This is a genomic window from Pseudomonas sp. GW821-FHT05H12, from assembly GCF_059419385.1.
In genome coordinates this window covers 126,226-142,319 of sequence record NZ_JBWKRS010000004.1, presented here as the reverse complement: position 1 = coordinate 142,319, position 16,094 = coordinate 126,226, and the positions used below count along the sequence as shown (strand labels likewise).

The following is a 16,094-nucleotide window of genomic DNA, read 5'->3' as shown; positions in this document are numbered from 1 at the left end:
GACAGGGTCCTTGATGATTGCGGACACCAGCGTCCGATAAGTTCGGAACCTTAGCCTGTTTTTCCGCTGACCACAGCCCCCTACTCTGCCGCCTTGCCTTTTGCATGGATCGAGCGCGATGACCTCACTGACCGAATCTCCCGTGACCACCCAGCGGGACACATTGCCATTGGGTGGCCTGCTCGCTTTGGCAAGCGCCGGGTTTATCACTATCCTCACCGAAGCCATGCCTGCAGGGCTGCTGCCGCAGATGGGCGAAGGCCTCGGCGTGTCACCCGCGCTCGTCGGCCAACTGGTCACGCTGTACGCCCTTGGATCACTGCTGGCGGCCATTCCGTTGACACTGCTGACCCGAAGCTGGCGACGTCGGCCATTACTGCTCGTGGCGATCGGTGGCTTTGCACTGGTCAACAGCGTAACAGCCCTTTCCAGTCACTATGGGCTGACCCTGGTCGCACGCTTTTTTGCGGGTGTATTTGCCGGCCTGCTCTGGGCACTGCTGGCCGGGTATGCCAGCCGAATGGTGGCGCCTCACCTGCAAGGCCGCGCAATCGCGGTGGCGATGCTCGGCGCCCCGTTGGCGCTGTCGCTGGGGGTGCCCGCTGGCACCTTCCTCGGCGCGGCCGTGGGCTGGCGCCTGAGCTTTGCAATCATGACCGGGCTCACGCTGGTGTTGCTGATCTGGGCGCGCCTGCAACTTCCGGACTTCGCTGGCGAGCAGGCGGGTAAACGCCTGGGGCTGCATCAGGTAGTGGCGTTGCCGGGTATTCGTCCGGTGTTGTGGGTGACCTTTACCTACGTGTTGGCCCACAACACTCTCTACACCTACATCGCCCCGCTTCTGGTGCCTGCGGGCATTGCCGCCGATGTCGACCGGGTGCTGCTGGTGTTCGGCCTCGCCGCGCTGTTGAGCATCTGGCTGGCCGGTGTGTTGATTGATCGATGGTTGCGCACATTGCTGCTGATCAGTTGCGCACTGTTTGGGCTGATTGCCTTGGCGCTGGCATTCTGGATCATGCAGCCCGTGGTTATTTACCTCGCCGTGGCCTTGTGGGGCCTGGCGTTCGGCGGGCTGCCGGCTTTGCTGCAAACAGCGCTGGCCAAGTCGGCCGGCGAGTCGGCGGATGCCGCGCAATCGATGCTGGTGACCGTGTGGAACCTGGGCATTGCAGGTGGCGGCTTGGCGGGCGGTGTGTTGCTGCAGGGCTGGGGTGTCGGGGCGTTTGCCTGGGCGGTGGTGCTGCTGATGCTACTGGCCTTTGCCGGCGCGCTAAAGACTGCGCCCCAGTAACTGGCCCGGCCACCCATCCACGTCGAATGTTGAAAGCCGCTCATAGCCGCAGGATTCATAGAAGCGCACCAGATCGCCGCTCCCGCCGCCGTAGCAATCCACCCGCAAACGCTTCACGCCGGATGCGCGGGCGCGCTCATCGGCAAAGCCCATCAGTTGCCGACCAACGCCGCGCGCACGCTCATCGCGCGCGGCGATCAGCAAACGCACGTACAGCTCAGGCTCGGTTGCCGGTGGCGCATAAGGCATAGGCTCACCCAACACCAGTGCGGCAAGGATGCGGCCGTCGGGGGCTTCGACGACCCACGCATCCGGCATCGCACAGGCTTGCATGACTTGCTCGACGCGCCGAGGCGAAGCCGACCAAGGCTGCGTGCCCCACTGGCCGTCATTGCCCATGCCGACGAACCAGGCAATCACCTCGTCAAACACCTGCAACACGGCGGGAACATCCGACACCCTGGCGCGACGAATCAGCCCACCTTCTCTTCCTTGATCAAACACGCTTGATACTCCTGGTTCGGCAATAGCGAATAGCCAGTCTAGCGCACATAAAAAAGCCCCCGGTCTTTTCAGGCCGGGGGCTTCTTGTTCAGGCGTGCATCAGAACTTCTTGATGTCAGCCTTGGCTTCCAACTGCTTGCGGTACGCCGCGAAGTCTTGCTGGCCAATACGGGAGGCGAGGAAGCGGCGGTATTGCGCTTTCTCTTCGTCCGTAGGAGCAGCCGCTTCGTTGACGCCGTTCAAGCGCACGATCACCAGGCTACCGTCAGCCAGGGTCACAGTGGTGAAGGTCGGCTTGTCCTTGGCCGCAGGCTTGGGCATGCGGAACAGGGCTTGCAGCACGGCCGGGTCAATCGCTTCCTGGTTGCGGGTAGCCGCTTCGGTCACCTTCCAGGCCTGGCCGTCGATCGGCTGGTTCAGCGGGGTCTTGCCATCACGCAGGCTGGTGATCAACTCGTCAGCATGGGCCTTGGCCGCCGCGCTGGCACGCTCCTTGGTCATCTGGGTGCGGATCGCCGCAGAGACGCTTTCCAGCGGCAGTTGTGTTGGCTTCAAGTGCTCTTTGGCACGCAGCACGATGATGGTTTCCGGGTCCAGCTCGATAGCCGAACTGTTGGCACCTTCATCCAGCACTTCCGGGCTGAACGCTGCGGTCACCACGGCACGGTTGGCCGCAACACCTTCGCCACCTTCACGGCCAAAGGGCGCGGAGGTGTGCACAGTCAGTTTCAGGTCAGAAGCCGGCTGCGCCAGATCGGAGGCTTCGAATGCCGCATCTTCCAATTGCTTGGTCGCTTCGACATAACGCTGTTCAACCTGCTGGGTCTTGAGCTCGCGGGTCAGCTTGTCTTTCAGGCTGGCGAACGTTGGCACTTGCGGTGCCTCAACGCCGAGCAACTTGATCAGGTGCCAACCGAAGGAGGTGCGCACCGGTGCCGACACCTGGTCCTTGTTCAAGGCGTACAGGGCCGTTTCGAAGTCCGGGTCGTAGACGCCAGGGCCGGCGAAACCGAGGTCACCGCCATTGTTGGCCGAACCCGGGTCCTGGGAGAACTCCTTGGCCAGGGCTTCGAACTTCTCACCCTTGGCCAGGCGCGCCTGGATTTCTTCGATCTTGGCCTTGGCTTGCGCCTCGGTGACCTTGTCGTTGACTTCAATCAGGATGTGCGCGGCACGACGCTGTTCAGCGAGGTTGGCGGTTTCTTTCTGATAAGCCGCTTGCAGTTCATCGTCCTTGACGGTGACCTGGTCGAAGAAGGAAGACTTCTTCAGCTCCAGATAGTCGATGACCACCTGGTCCGGGGTCATGAACTCTTTGGCGTGCTGGTCGTAGTAAGCCTTGACCTCATCGTCGGTGAGTTTCACCGCGGCAGGGTTGGCCTTGAGATTGACGGTGGCGAAATCGCGGGTCTGTTTTTCCAGACGGGCGAAGGCAAGCACTTCGGCGTCAGTCACAAAACCACTGCCGGCGATGCCTGCGCGAACCTGGCCGATCAGCATTTCCTGGGTCATCATCTGACGGAACTGCATACGGCTGTAGCCCAGCTGACGGATCACCTGGTCAAAGCGTTCGGCGTTGAACTTGCCGTCCACCTGGAATTCCGGAGTCTGCAGGATCACTTGGTCCAGTGCCGCTTCAGAGAAGCCGAACTTGGAATCCGCAGCGCCTTGCAGCAACAGCTTGCGATCGATCAGGCCCTTGAGGGCCGCGTCGCGCAGCAGCTTTTCGTCCAGCAGGGAAGCATCGAAATCCTTGCCCAGCTGTTGCATCAGCTGACGGCGTTGCATATCGACGGCACTGCTGAGTTCGGTCTGGGTGATTTCTTCACCGTTGACCTTGGCAACGTCCTGCTTGTTGTTGGTCGAAGCCTGGAAAATGGCCTCGATACCGGTGAACGCCATCAACGCGACGATGATCCCGATAATGGTCTTGGCAATCCAGCCTTGTGAATTGTCCCTGATATTCTGCAGCATGCGTCCCCCAGAAACGGTTGAACTTCAAAAATTAGGCAACCGTGGAGCGTGGGTAGAGTCCGGATAGAAGAAAGGCGCATCCGAGGATGCGCCTTCTCGTAACTGGCGGAGCGGACGGGGGTTTGAACCCACACCCCCGGCGTGGCGACCCGATGGATACTTGGGTCAGCTGCCGCTCCGCTGCCAGGCCGGACGTTTGTCCAACCCGGGTAGGTAAGGCTTGAGCGAAGCTTAGTTAACGGCTTCTTTCAGGGCTTTACCGGCTTTGAAACCTGGTTTCTTGGCAGCAGCGATTTGCAGTGCTTTGCCAGTCTGTGGGTTACGGCCAGTGCGAGCTGGGCGGTCAGTCACAGAGAAAGTACCGAAGCCTACCAGTACCACGGAGTCGCCGGCCTTCAGAGCGCCAGTGACGGATTCGATTACTGCATCCAGCGCACGGCCAGCAGCAGCTTTCGGGATATCAGCGGATGCAGCGATAGCATCAATCAGTTCCGACTTGTTCACTCTAAGTCCCCTTATATATCTATTGAGTATGATTCTAAGTTTTTTGGTGAAAGCAAAAACCAGTGCTGAATGGCCTACAGACACTTAAGAGCCGCTTTATAACAAGGGCTCTAAAAAGCTGTCAAGGAAGCCACCAGGCTTAATCGCATTAATGCGTGCTAATTCTTTCCTTGGAATCAGACTCGCGTTTTTCGTCCTTCGCGACTATCTCCGGAGCCACATCCGGCAAGGGCTCCGGCGCGTATTGCAGCGCAATTTGCAGGACCTCGTCAATCCATTTAACCGGTTTAATCTGAAGATCCTGCTTGATGTTGTCAGGAATTTCCTTCAAGTCGCGAACATTCTCTTCCGGAATGATCACGGTCTTGATACCGCCCCGATGTGCAGCCAGCAATTTCTCTTTCAGACCACCGATCGCCAATACTTGGCCACGCAAGGTGATTTCACCGGTCATGGCCACGTCAGCGCGTACCGGAATGCCGGTCAATGCCGAGACCAGGGCCGTGCACATGCCTACGCCAGCGCTAGGCCCGTCTTTCGGGGTCGCCCCTTCCGGCATGTGGATGTGGGTGTCGTGCTTCTCGTGGAAGTCCAGGGGGATCCCCAGGCTCTTCGCGCGGCTGCGCACCACGGTCTGCGCGGCGGTAATGGATTCAACCATCACATCACCGAGGGAACCGGTCTTGATCAGTTGGCCTTTGCCAGGGATCACCGCCGCCTCGATGGTCAGCAATTCGCCGCCCACTTGGGTCCACGCCAGGCCAGTCACCTGCCCTACTTGATCCTGCTGCTCTGCCAAGCCGTAGCGGAATTTGCGCACGCCGAGGAAGTGTTCCAGCGAGTCGGCTGTCACCTTCACCGAGAAGCGTTTTTCCAGTGCGTGCTCTTTGACAGCCTTGCGGCAAATCTTCGCAATCTGGCGCTCCAGGCCCCGTACACCGGCCTCGCGGGTGTAGTAGCGCACGATGTCGCGGATGGTTTCGACCTCAAATTCAATCTCGCCTTTTTTCAGGCCATTGGCTGAAATCTGCTTGGGCGCGAGGTATTTGACGGCAATGTTGATCTTCTCGTCTTCGGTGTAGCCCGGCAGACGAATCACCTCCATCCGATCCAGCAGTGCTGGCGGGATGTTCATGGAGTTGGAGGTGCACAGGAACATCACGTCGGACAGGTCGTAGTCGACTTCCAGGTAATGGTCGTTGAAATTGTGGTTCTGCTCAGGATCGAGCACTTCCAGCAACGCCGACGCCGGATCGCCGCGCATGTCGCTGCCCATCTTGTCGATTTCATCGAGCAGGAACAGCGGGTTGCGCACGCCGACCTTTGTCATCTTTTGAATCAATCTTCCTGGCATCGAACCGATGTAAGTACGGCGATGACCACGAATTTCCGCTTCATCACGCACACCGCCAAGGGCCATGCGCACGAATTTGCGGTTGGTGGCGTTGGCAATGGACTCGGCCAGGGAGGTTTTACCCACACCAGGCGGACCCACCAGGCACAACACCGGGCCACGAATCTTCTTCACGCGCTTTTGCACGGCGAGGTATTCGAGGATGCGTTCTTTGACTTCTTCAAGGCCGTAGTGATCGGCGTCGAGGATGTCCTCGGCACGCGCCAGGTCCAGGCGAACCTTGGTCTGGGCCTTCCACGGCACCTGCACCAGCCAGTCGATGTAGGAGCGCACCACGGTGGCTTCGGCCGACATCGGCGACATTTGCTTGAGCTTGTTCAGCTCGGCGGTGGCTTTGGTCAGGGCGTCTTTGGGCAAGCCAGCGGCATCGATGCGCTTTTTCAGCTCTTCGATTTCGTTGTGGCCTTCCTCGCTATCGCCGAGTTCCTTCTGAATGGCCTTCATCTGCTCGTTCAGGTAGTACTCGCGCTGACTGCGCTCCATTTGTTTCTTCACGCGACCACGGATGCGCTTCTCAACCTGCAGCAGGTCGATTTCCGCATCCAGCAAGGCCAGCACGTGCTCGACACGGGCGGACAGGTCAATGATCTCGAGGATGTCTTGCTTCTGCTCGATCTTCAGCGCCATGTGCGCAGCCATGGTGTCGACCAGGCGGCTTGGCTCATCGATGCTGTTGAGGGAAGACAGGACTTCAGCCGGGACTTTCTTGCCCAACTGCACATACTGCTCGAACTGCGAGAGCAGGCTGCGAACAAACACTTCGGATTCGCGCTCAGGGGCTTCGACTTCGTCGATCAGCGCCACTTCGGCGCGCAGGTGGCCATCCACCTCCATGAAACGCTCTACCGCACCACGCTGCTCGCCTTCTACCAGGACCTTGACGGTGCCATCAGGCAGCTTGAGCAATTGCAGGACAGTGGCAATGGTGCCGACGCGATACAGGGCGTCTTCGCCTGGATCATCATCAGCAGGATTTTTCTGGGCCAACAGCAGGATCTGCTTGTCGCCCGTCATCGCGGCCTCGAGGGCTTCGATAGACTTCTCGCGCCCCACGAACAGCGGGATAACCATGTGCGGATAGACGACGACATCACGCAACGGCAGGAGAGGCAATTCGATGGTGGTCTTCATGATTTCGCCTCTATGACAGATGAAAAATAAGCTTGAAACCAAGATGGGGGCTGCATGCAAAAAAAACAAGCGCAATGCCAGCAGTTAAACGCATGAATACACGCGAATTAAAAACCGCCCCAAAAAACAAGGGGCCCCGAAAGGCCCCTTGCTTGCTCTGCGACTGCAAAACGCTTACGCGTCTGGCGCAGCCTTGGCAGTCGGCTCACTGTTTTCGTAGATATACAGTGGCTTGGACTTGCCTTCTATAACGCTTTCGTCGATCACCACTTTACTCACCTCGGACTGCGAGGGGATTTCGTACATGGTGTCGAGCAACACGCCTTCGAGGATCGAACGCAGGCCACGTGCACCGGTCTTGCGCTCCAGCGCCCGCTTGGCAACGGACTTGAGGGCATCGGTGCGGAACTCGAGGTCCACGCCTTCCATCTCGAACAGCTTGGCGTATTGCTTGGTCAGGGCGTTTTTCGGCTCGGTGAGGATCTGGATCAAAGCCGCCTCATCCAACTCGTCCAACGTCGCCAGGACTGGCAGACGGCCAACGAATTCCGGGATCAGACCGAACTTGACCAGATCGTCAGGCTCGACTTCACGCAGGGACTCGCCCACCTTCTTGCCTTCTTCCTTGCTGCGCACTTCGGCACTGAAGCCGATGCCACCACGGGTGGAGCGCTGCTGGATAACTTTTTCCAGACCCGAGAACGCACCGCCACAGATGAACAGGATGTTGCGCGTATCAACCTGAAGGAATTCCTGCTGCGGGTGCTTGCGGCCACCTTGAGGCGGTACGGAAGCGACCGTGCCTTCGATCAGTTTCAACAGGGCTTGCTGCACGCCTTCACCGGAAACGTCCCGGGTGATCGACGGGTTGTCGGACTTGCGCGAGATCTTGTCGATCTCGTCGATGTAGACAATACCCATCTGGGCCTTCTCTACGTCGTAGTCACACTTCTGCAGCAGTTTCTGAATGATGTTCTCGACGTCCTCACCCACGTAGCCAGCCTCGGTGAGGGTGGTGGCGTCGGCGATGGTGAACGGAACGTTCAGCAGGCGAGCGAGGGTTTCTGCAAGCAGGGTTTTACCCGAGCCTGTAGGACCGATCAGCAAGATGTTGCTCTTGCCGAGTTCAACTTCGTCGCCTTTCTTGTCACGCTGGTTCAGACGCTTGTAGTGGTTGTATACCGCTACGGCCAGAACCTTCTTTGCACGCTCTTGACCGATGACATACTGGTCAAGGATGCCGCTGATTTCTTTAGGCGAAGGCAATTTATGCGCACTGCTCTCGGCCTGGGCTTCCTGCACCTCCTCGCGGATGATGTCATTGCACAGGTCGACGCACTCGTCGCAGATAAACACCGAGGGGCCGGCAATCAATTTGCGTACTTCATGCTGGCTTTTGCCGCAGAAGGAGCAATAGAGCAGCTTGCCGTTGTCCTCGCCGTTGCGGGTGTCAGTCATTCGTTCGATCCAAATCCGATAGGCTTGCAACACAAGATGAAGGCTTATGCGGGCTTTTTCAAGCCCGCCAGTGGTCGGACATGCCGACCAGCCCTATTTTGAGCGGCTTATATTAAGCGGGGCGCTTGTCGATCACTGCGTCGATCAACCCGTATTCACGAGCCGCTTCGGCACTCATGAAGTTGTCGCGGTTGGTGTCGCGCTCGATTTCTTCCAGGGTGCGCCCGCTGTGCTTGGCCATCAGCGTGTTGAGACGCTCGCGGATGAACAGGATTTCCTTGGCGTGGATCTCGATGTCCGACGCCTGGCCCTGGAAACCGCCCAGTGGCTGGTGAATCATCACGCGCGAGTTAGGCAGGCAGAAACGCTTGCCCTCGGCACCTGCGGTCAGCAGGAATGCGCCCATGCTGCAGGCCTGGCCGATGCAGGTGGTCGACACGTTCGGCTTGATGAACTGCATGGTGTCGTAGATCGACATGCCTGCAGTGACCGAACCGCCTGGGGAGTTGATGTAGAGATGGATGTCCTTGTCCGGGTTTTCGGCTTCAAGGAACAGCAGTTGCGCACAGATCAGGTTGGCCATGTAGTCCTCTACGGGACCAACCAGAAAGATCACTCGCTCCTTGAGCAGGCGCGAGTAGATGTCGTAGGCGCGTTCGCCACGAGCGGACTGCTCTACAACCATCGGGACCAGGCCGCCAGCGGCCTGGATATCAGAGTTCTGCTGAATATAGGAATTACGGAACATGCTCTGCAGTTACTCCCAAATAGTCATGTCTTGAAAACGCATAAGCCAGCGCGAGGCTGGCTTATGGTTGAATTTCCAACGAGTTGGACAATCAGTCGGCTTGTGCTGCTTCCGCCGGTTTGACTGCTTCTTCGTAAGAGACCGCTTTATCGGTCACCTTAGCCTTCTGCAGAACAGTATCCACAACTTGTTCTTCCAGCACAACCGAACGTACTTCGTTCAGTTGCTGGTCGTTCTTGTAGTACCAAGCCACGACCTGCTCAGGCTCCTGGTAGGCCGAAGCCATTTCCTGGATCATTTCGCGAACGCGATCTTCGTCAGGCTTGAGGTCGAACTGCTTGACCACTTCAGCCACGACCAGACCCAGCACAACACGGCGCTTGGCTTGCTCTTCGAACAGCTCGGCCGGCAGTTGGTCTGGCTTGATGTTGCCACCAAACTGCTGAACCGCTTGAACGCGCAGGCGATCCACTTCGTTGGACAGCAGGGCCTTAGGCACTTCGATCGGGTTGGCAGCCAGCAGACCATCCATAACCTGGTTCTTGACCTTGGACTTGATGGCCTGGCGCAGCTCGCGCTCCATGTTCTTGCGAACTTCGGTGCGGAAACCTTCGATACCGGTTTCCTTGATGCCGAATTGAGCGAAGAACTCTTCGTTCAGCTCAGGCAGCTTAGGCTCGGAAACGCTGTTGACGGTCACGGTGAACTCGGCAACTTTGCCCGCCAGGTCCAGGTTCTGGTAGTCAGCCGGGAAAGTCAGGTTCAGAACGCGCTCTTCGCCGGCTTTGGCGCCAACCAGGCCGTCTTCGAAGCCAGGGATCATGCGGTTGGAACCCAGCACCAGCTGAGTGCCCTTGGCGGAGCCGCCAGCGAATGCTTCGCCGTCAACCTTGCCAACGAAATCGATGTTCAGCTGGTCTTCGTTCTGGGCAGCACGGTCGGCCACTTCGAAACGGGTGTTCTGCTTGCGCAGGATTTCCAGCATGTTGTCCAGGTCCGAATCAGCCACGTCAGCGCTCAGGCGCTCTACGGCGATACCTTCGAAACCGGCAACTTCGAACTCTGGGAACACTTCGAATACAGCAACGTATTCCAGGTCCTTGCCAGCTTCCAGGGACTTAGGCTCGATCGAAGGCGAGCCAGCCGGGTTCAGCTTTTGCTCGACAACGGCTTCGTAGAAGGAAGCCTGGATCACGTCACCAATCGCTTCCTGGCGCGCATCGGCACCGAAACGGCGCTTGATTTCGGTCATTGGCACTTTGCCTGGACGGAAACCAGCGATCTTGGCCTTTTGGGCAGTCTGCTGCAGACGCTTGTTGACCGCAGTCTCAATACGCTCTGCCGGAACGGTGATGCTCAGGCGGCGCTCGATGGCAGTAGTATTTTCAACAGAAACTTGCATGGATATTCCTCGTTGCACAGACGTTAGCCGGCCGTTTCCGACCCCAGAATCAAGGGCATGCATTCTAGTGGGTCAAACTCAAGAAGTCACCCTACTGAAAACGGGTAGAAAAACAGCAGGCCATTTATAGGTTCAAGTGCACGCATGCACCTCATCCCGTTAGCAAATACAGCTCATCACGCCAGGGCTCTGCGTCAGCCCTTCTATATATAGAGAAGGGCCTGGGAGCGCGCCCCTGGCCACTGGACTTGTGAGCAAGGCCAGCGGGTACGGCGGCAGCATCGAGACACACAAATACGACGAAACGCCCTACCCTGAAAACTCGAAACACTTAAACAAAAACGGCACAGCCCCGTTTCCAGGTACTGTGCCGTCTTCGCTATTAAATAGCTGTACTGATCCGGAAATAGCCCTGAATCAGTTCCACACGCTCAAAACCGGCAACGATTCTAACGCCAAGGCATTGAGAATGCTTGTTTTTTTCTGGGCATCAAAAACCAGCCGAGGCTTGATACTGATCGACCGCCGCAAACACCCGAATTCGCGCGCGATGCAACAGCACCCGGGCATTGGAGAGGCTCACGCCAAGCAACTCGGCAATCTCTTCAAGCTCAAGCCCAACACGCTCACGCAACACCAAGGCAGCGCTCTGAGATGCCGAAAGCGCCTGCAACGCGTGCTCAATACACACCCGCAACTCTTCCTCACTCGCCAGAGCCTCGGGCGTGTCCTCGTGCCACCCGCAAGGCGGGGGCGCCCATTGCCCATCGACCGCACCAAAACGCTCATCGAGCAGCCCATCATCGACAAACATTTCACGACGAGTTTGACCGTAACGACCTTTCGCCTTGTTGGCCGTGATGGTCAGCACCCAGGTCTTGAGGCTGGAGCGCCCTTGAAAACCACTCAAGCCCCGAACAACAGCCAGCCAGGCGTCCTGCACCACATCATCCACATGCCGATGCCCCGCAATAGCAGACGCCACCGCTCGCATGGCGCCCTGATGCGCATTGACCAAGTCGCAATAGGCAGACTGCTCACCTTGCAAAAGGCGATCCAGCAACTGCGCCTCCCCCATCACGTGCTGATGCTCATCCTGCTGGAGTGCCAACATATCCAGATCCTCGACGATGACTTCCGATGAGGACCCAAACCCACGCAGGGCCATCCTCGCCCATACATACGTGGCGCAGCATTTTCTGGATGCAAAAAAAAGCGCCAGATCATAGATCTGGCGCTTTTCTGAATATGGGGTGGACGAAGGGGATCGAACCCTCGACAACGGGAGTCACAATCCCGTGCTCTACCAACTGAGCTACGCCCACCATCTTGCATCAACAAAGAACTCGAACATCTTCCTTGTCTGGCCTCACCCTGCCCGAAGGCCTGGTAAAGCTTAATTGGTGCGGATGAAGAGACTCGAACTCTTACGCCTCGCGGCGCTGGAACCTAAATCCAGTGTGTCTACCAATTCCACCACATCCGCGCTTGAAGCTCTTAAAGCAAAGGCGCCAGATGTTTAATCTGGCGCCTTTCGAAATATGGGGTGGACGATGGGGATCGAACCCACGACAACAGGAGTCACAATCCTGTGCTCTACCAACTGAGCTACGCCCACCATATTGCGCTACTTGTGCCAAAGCTGCCTAATGGCGCACCCGGCAGGACTCGAACCTGCGACCATCCGCTTAGAAGGCGGATGCTCTATCCAGCTGAGCTACGGGCGCCTTATTAATCTGTACTCTTGGAGGATTACAAACTAAGTGCTTCCAGCCTTACAGAACAACAATTCTGCTCGACCTTCTTAACCAGTGCTAGGCTGTGCCCGACAAGTGCGACGAATAGTATAGAGGGCCTGGAAACCCGTCAAATCTTTTTTGAAAAAAATTCATTTTATTTAAGGGGTTAGGGCAATTTGCTGACCAAGCGCCTTTGCCCTCACGTCCTGGCATGCGAGAATGCGCGCACTTTTCTTCCCCCTCTCGATGGTTAATCACGCGTAATGACTGCACAACTTATCGACGGCAAATCAATCGCCGCCAGCCTGCGCCAGCAGATCGCCAAACGCGTCACCGAGCGTAGCCAGCAAGGCCTGCGTACGCCCGGCCTCGCGGTGATCCTGGTCGGCAGCGATCCTGCCTCTCAGGTTTATGTCTCGCACAAGCGTAAAGACTGTGAAGAGGTCGGCTTTATCTCCAAGGCCTACGACTTGCCTTCCGAGACCACCCAACAGGCCCTCACCGACCTGATCGACGGCCTCAACGATGACCCGGCCATCGACGGCATCCTGCTGCAACTGCCGCTGCCCGAACACCTGGACGCCTCCAAGCTGCTGGAGCGCATTCGCCCCGACAAAGACGTGGACGGTTTCCACCCTTATAACGTCGGTCGCCTGGCCCAGCGTATCCCGCTGCTGCGCCCGTGCACCCCGAAAGGCATCATGACCCTGCTGGAAAGCACCGGTGTCGACCTCTACGGTCTCGACGCCGTCGTGGTCGGTGCTTCCAATATCGTTGGTCGCCCAATGGCCATGGAGCTGCTGCTGGCCGGCTGCACCGTGACCGTCACCCACCGCTTCACCAAGGACCTGGCAGGCCACGTCGGCCGCGCCGACCTGGTGGTCGTTGCCGCCGGCAAGCCGGGCCTGGTCAAGGGCGAGTGGATCAAGGAAGGCGCCATCGTGATCGACGTCGGCATCAACCGCCAGGAAGACGGCAAGCTGGTTGGCGATGTGGTGTACGAAACCGCCCTGCCCCGTGCCGGCTGGATCACGCCGGTACCCGGCGGCGTTGGCCCGATGACCCGTGCCTGCCTGCTGGAAAACACCCTGTATGCCGCAGAGACCCTGCACGGTTAATAACCAGGCGTACTGAAAAAGCCCTGCCTTATCGCAGGGCTTTTTATTGCCCGCAGGAAACCCTGTTTTTTCTTAGTTTTTAAGAACTTTCGTCCGGTTCTAGAAGAACATTCGACAGTTTCTGATCCATACTCCTAAAATGTAACGGCATTTATCAAAAACCCGTTTCCGAACGGTATTTCCTTACTTTTTTAGCGAGTTCATCCGCGTGAAAATTCGTCTCTCTCTCGTCAGCCTATTTTTTGCGTTTACAGGCACCTTTGCACACGCCGCCGAAACCACCCTGGCGCCGCGTGATACCTCCAAACTGCAAATCGCCTCCGGCAGCGCCATGCTGGTAGACCTGCAGACCAACAAGGTCATTTACTCCAGTAACCCGGACGTGGTGGTGCCCATCGCGTCGGTGAGCAAACTGATGACCGGCCTGGTGGTGCTTGAAGCCAAGCAAAACATGGATGAGTACATCGATATCAACATCAAGGACACGCCGGAAATGAAAGGCGTGTTCTCCCGCGTGAAAATCGGCAGCGAAATGCCGCGCAAGGAAATGCTGCTGATTGCCCTGATGTCCTCGGAAAACCGCGCCGCCGCCAGCCTTGCCCACCACTACCCGGGCGGCTACCCGGCGTTTATCGCGGCGATGAACGCCAAGGCCAAGGCGCTGGGCATGACCAGCACTCATTACGTCGAACCGACTGGCTTGTCGATTCACAACGTGTCCACCGCCCGCGACCTGAGCAAATTGCTGGCCGCTGCGCGCCACTACCCGCTGCTGAGCCAGCTGAGCACCACCAAGGAAAAAACCGTGTCCTTCCGCAAACCCAACTACACCTTGGGTTTCTCCAACACCGACCACCTGATCAACCGCGCCAACTGGGACATCAAGCTGACCAAGACCGGTTTCACCAACCAGGCCGGCCACTGCCTGGTGCTGGTGACCAGCATGGGTAACCGCCCGGTGTCGCTGGTAATCCTGGATGCTTTCGGCAAGTTCACCCACTTCGCCGATGCCGGCCGCATCCGCAATTGGGTCGAGACCGGCAAGAGCGGCTCGGTGCCTGACGTAGCATTGCGCTACAAGGCCGACAAAAACCTGAAGAACCGTCCTAACGCCGCGGAAGTGCGCCGCTAAACACGCTACCTCCCTGTGTGAGCAGGCTTGTGTGGGAGCTGGCTTGCCTGCGATGCAGACACCAAGGTGTTTCAGTTACACCGCGGTGATGCTATCGCAGGCAAGCCAGCTCCCACATGCCCACACTGGCCTTTAGAGGCTGGCCGTTACTTTCTTTCCGCTAACACCTTAAGTGCCTGCGCCGCCGCCTGCTCCTGCCCAGCCTGCGCCGTCGCATTGGCCGCATCGCGCCAACGCTGTGCATCCACATTGGCCGGCAACTGGCTAGGACGCTGGGTCAAAATCCCCCAATTACCCGCACTCTTCCACGCCGATTCAAAGTCGCTGAAGCTCATCAACAGCCGCCGGTCCATACCCGATCGCAGCAGCACCGTGCTCTTCTGCTGGTTGAACCCCACCACCACGACGTAGCGCGTCCCCGACCAAAAGCTTGAATTGATCCGCGCCATCACCGGGTAACCCGCCGCCACCTGTGCCAGCACGGCCGTCAGCTTGGCATCCACCGGGTACACCATCAGCCCGTACTCGCGCGCCAGCATCTGCATGTTGCGCTCAAGGTCCGCCTCGCCACCCGGCAAGTGCAGGGGTTTATCCAGCAGCCCCGGTGTCATGACAATGCCTTGTTGCGACAGCATGCTGGCTAAAGCCGAAGGGCCGCTCTGATAGGCCTCGCTGCGAAAGGTTGGCACGCCATTGAGTTCGACACGTTCCGGCAGGCCCGCCAGTTTCGACGGATGCCCGGAACAGGCGCCTAACCCCAGCGCGCAGGCCAGCAACAAGGATGTTTGAAGGTTCGACCGTAACCGCAATTTTCTACTCGCTTGATCAGCTTCCGGTAAGGGCCTTGATCATAGGGCGCCGAGCCACGCCGGTATAGCCCAAGCCCTTAGTAAAACGCGCGGGATAGAGCAAAGAAGTTGGAAGGACTCGACCATTGGTCAATAGCGGGCAACCGCCAGGTGACTAGACTGTCCATTGAGAAGACTGTGTGTGCCCCGCAGGGGGCGAAAGGAGGCCCGAATGAGCCTTGCAACAACGATTTTCCTGTTGATCTGCGGTTGGCTGGCGGTTGCCGGCGCCATGTTGTGGGGGGTCATGCGCGTGACCCGTCGGCACCATCACCCCCACGTCAAACCGGCTGCACCGACCAAGCCCCATAAGGCTGCGGTGCACCACGCCTAGCCAGGCATGCAACTGAAGTCCTGCGTCGCGGCCACTTCCTTGCCGTGCCCATCCTTGAGGGATGCGCGCACGGTGGTGCCCAGGCTGGATTCCACCAGTGTGTAGTGCTCGCCCGCCTTGAAGTTCTTGTAGTCGACCCGACCCTGGCAGTCCTGCTGGTTGTCGTCGCCTGGCTCTTCTTCGAACAGCGTCACGTCCAGGCGGTGCTCGCCCGGGGTCACTTCAAAAAAGCGCCCGTCATCCACGCGCTTGCCATCCACGCGCTCGGCCATCAGGTCATTCGGCGCTTCTTCCTTCAAACCAATCCAGGCTTCGCTCGGGTCAGCCTTGGGAAGGGGGCCGGCGCACGCCGACAACAACAGGACAGCACCCAGGGCGGGAATCAACAACAACGGTTTAAGTGACATGGCAGGGCTCCAAAAGGACATCGATAAACACGGTGGACGGCACTCAACTGTGTCGCGTCCGATGGGTTACAAGCTTGAGGAGCCACCCTT

General features: G+C 58.3%; 14 protein-coding genes and 4 tRNA genes. 4 read left to right on the top strand and 14 right to left on the bottom strand.

The annotated features are described in order from the left end of the window. The first annotated feature begins 118 nt into the window (after positions 1–118). On the top strand, positions 119–1,291 hold the full coding sequence (locus AC07SU_RS05175; protein WP_494996405.1) for an MFS transporter: 1,173 nt from the start codon (positions 119–121) through the stop codon (positions 1,289–1,291). Here AC07SU_RS05175 and AC07SU_RS05170 read toward each other — a convergent pair. From AC07SU_RS05170 to AC07SU_RS05115, 12 genes are all read right to left on the bottom strand, one after another. Continuing rightward, positions 1,271–1,795: a GNAT family N-acetyltransferase gene (locus AC07SU_RS05170; protein ID WP_494996404.1), complete on the bottom strand. Its 525-nt coding sequence runs from the start codon at positions 1,793–1,795 to the stop codon at positions 1,271–1,273. The genes AC07SU_RS05175 and AC07SU_RS05170 overlap by 21 nt on opposite strands. A 99-nt stretch (positions 1,796–1,894) precedes the next feature. Next, positions 1,895–3,769 carry a SurA N-terminal domain-containing protein gene (locus tag AC07SU_RS05165; RefSeq protein ID WP_494996403.1) on the bottom strand — a complete coding sequence of 625 codons (1,875 nt, stop codon included), beginning with the start codon at positions 3,767–3,769 and terminating at the stop codon, positions 1,895–1,897. 231 nt (positions 3,770–4,000) lie between these two features. After that, on the bottom strand, positions 4,001–4,288 hold the full coding sequence (locus AC07SU_RS05160; protein ID WP_221034285.1) for an HU family DNA-binding protein: 288 nt from the start codon (positions 4,286–4,288) through the stop codon (positions 4,001–4,003). 133 nt (positions 4,289–4,421) lie between these two features. After that, the gene (lon, locus tag AC07SU_RS05155) at positions 4,422–6,818 is read right to left on the bottom strand and encodes an endopeptidase La (protein ID WP_176998900.1); all 2,397 of its coding nucleotides are present in this window, start codon (positions 6,816–6,818) and stop codon (positions 4,422–4,424) included. Between the two features lie 174 nt (positions 6,819–6,992). After that, the gene (clpX, locus tag AC07SU_RS05150; protein WP_003238279.1) at positions 6,993–8,276 is read right to left on the bottom strand and encodes an ATP-dependent Clp protease ATP-binding subunit ClpX; all 1,284 of its coding nucleotides are present in this window, start codon (positions 8,274–8,276) and stop codon (positions 6,993–6,995) included. 112 nt (positions 8,277–8,388) lie between these two features. Beyond that, on the bottom strand, positions 8,389–9,024 hold the full coding sequence (gene clpP, locus AC07SU_RS05145; RefSeq protein WP_016974096.1) for an ATP-dependent Clp endopeptidase proteolytic subunit ClpP: 636 nt from the start codon (positions 9,022–9,024) through the stop codon (positions 8,389–8,391). A 91-nt stretch (positions 9,025–9,115) separates the two neighbouring features. Continuing rightward, complete coding sequence (gene tig, locus AC07SU_RS05140; RefSeq protein WP_176998901.1) at positions 9,116–10,426, bottom strand: trigger factor; 1,311 nt, start codon at positions 10,424–10,426, stop codon at positions 9,116–9,118. 490 nt (positions 10,427–10,916) lie between these two features. Continuing rightward, the gene (locus AC07SU_RS05135) at positions 10,917–11,540 is read right to left on the bottom strand and encodes an RNA polymerase sigma factor (protein WP_494996402.1); all 624 of its coding nucleotides are present in this window, start codon (positions 11,538–11,540) and stop codon (positions 10,917–10,919) included. Positions 11,541–11,675: 135 nt separating this feature from the next. Then, positions 11,676–11,751 (bottom strand) — tRNA-His (locus tag AC07SU_RS05130). Positions 11,752–11,827: 76 nt separating this feature from the next. Then, positions 11,828–11,912 (bottom strand) — tRNA-Leu (locus AC07SU_RS05125). A 56-nt stretch (positions 11,913–11,968) separates the two neighbouring features. Continuing rightward, positions 11,969–12,044: transfer RNA gene (locus AC07SU_RS05120), tRNA-His, on the bottom strand. Positions 12,045–12,076: 32 nt separating this feature from the next. Next, a tRNA-Arg gene (locus AC07SU_RS05115) sits at positions 12,077–12,153 on the bottom strand. A 275-nt stretch (positions 12,154–12,428) separates the two neighbouring features. Between AC07SU_RS05115 and folD the strand changes: the two genes are divergently transcribed. Further along, positions 12,429–13,283: a bifunctional methylenetetrahydrofolate dehydrogenase/methenyltetrahydrofolate cyclohydrolase FolD gene (gene folD, locus AC07SU_RS05110; RefSeq protein WP_178920847.1), complete on the top strand. Its 855-nt coding sequence runs from the start codon at positions 12,429–12,431 to the stop codon at positions 13,281–13,283. Between the two features lie 208 nt (positions 13,284–13,491). Next, complete coding sequence (gene pbpG, locus AC07SU_RS05105; protein WP_176998904.1) at positions 13,492–14,415, top strand: D-alanyl-D-alanine endopeptidase; 924 nt, start codon at positions 13,492–13,494, stop codon at positions 14,413–14,415. Positions 14,416–14,561: 146 nt separating this feature from the next. Here the strand turns inward: pbpG and AC07SU_RS05100 are convergent, their stop codons facing one another. Continuing rightward, entirely contained in the window at positions 14,562–15,224 is a 663-nt protein-coding gene (locus AC07SU_RS05100) for a peptidase C39 family protein (protein ID WP_494996401.1), read from the bottom strand. Positions 15,225–15,435: 211 nt separating this feature from the next. Between AC07SU_RS05100 and AC07SU_RS05095 the strand changes: the two genes are divergently transcribed. Next, positions 15,436–15,597: a hypothetical protein gene (locus AC07SU_RS05095; RefSeq protein WP_494996400.1), complete on the top strand. Its 162-nt coding sequence runs from the start codon at positions 15,436–15,438 to the stop codon at positions 15,595–15,597. On the opposite strand, the gene AC07SU_RS05090 is transcribed toward AC07SU_RS05095, so the two are convergent. Beyond that, positions 15,594–16,004, bottom strand: a complete 411-nt coding sequence (locus AC07SU_RS05090; protein WP_494996399.1) for a PA0061/PA0062 family lipoprotein — start codon at positions 16,002–16,004, stop codon at positions 15,594–15,596. The genes AC07SU_RS05095 and AC07SU_RS05090 overlap by 4 nt on opposite strands. Positions 16,005–16,094 lie beyond the last annotated feature (90 nt).

What these genes read in the sequence shown, in the direction of transcription:
- AC07SU_RS05175 (WP_494996405.1), top strand. Translation starts at nt 119, where the DNA reads ATGACCTCACTGACCGAATCTCCCGTGACCACCCAGCGGGACACATTG.
- AC07SU_RS05165 (WP_494996403.1), bottom strand. Translation starts at nt 3,769, where the DNA reads ATGCTGCAGAATATCAGGGACAATTCACAAGGCTGGATTGCCAAGACC.
- lon (WP_176998900.1), bottom strand. Translation starts at nt 6,818, where the DNA reads ATGAAGACCACCATCGAATTGCCTCTCCTGCCGTTGCGTGATGTCGTC.
- clpX (WP_003238279.1), bottom strand. Translation starts at nt 8,276, where the DNA reads ATGACTGACACCCGCAACGGCGAGGACAACGGCAAGCTGCTCTATTGC.
- clpP (WP_016974096.1), bottom strand. Translation starts at nt 9,024, where the DNA reads ATGTTCCGTAATTCCTATATTCAGCAGAACTCTGATATCCAGGCCGCT.
- tig (WP_176998901.1), bottom strand. Translation starts at nt 10,426, where the DNA reads ATGCAAGTTTCTGTTGAAAATACTACTGCCATCGAGCGCCGCCTGAGC.
- AC07SU_RS05135 (WP_494996402.1), bottom strand. Translation starts at nt 11,540, where the DNA reads ATGTTGGCACTCCAGCAGGATGAGCATCAGCACGTGATGGGGGAGGCG.
- folD (WP_178920847.1), top strand. Translation starts at nt 12,429, where the DNA reads ATGACTGCACAACTTATCGACGGCAAATCAATCGCCGCCAGCCTGCGC.
- AC07SU_RS05095 (WP_494996400.1), top strand. Translation starts at nt 15,436, where the DNA reads ATGAGCCTTGCAACAACGATTTTCCTGTTGATCTGCGGTTGGCTGGCG.
- AC07SU_RS05090 (WP_494996399.1), bottom strand. Translation starts at nt 16,004, where the DNA reads ATGTCACTTAAACCGTTGTTGTTGATTCCCGCCCTGGGTGCTGTCCTG.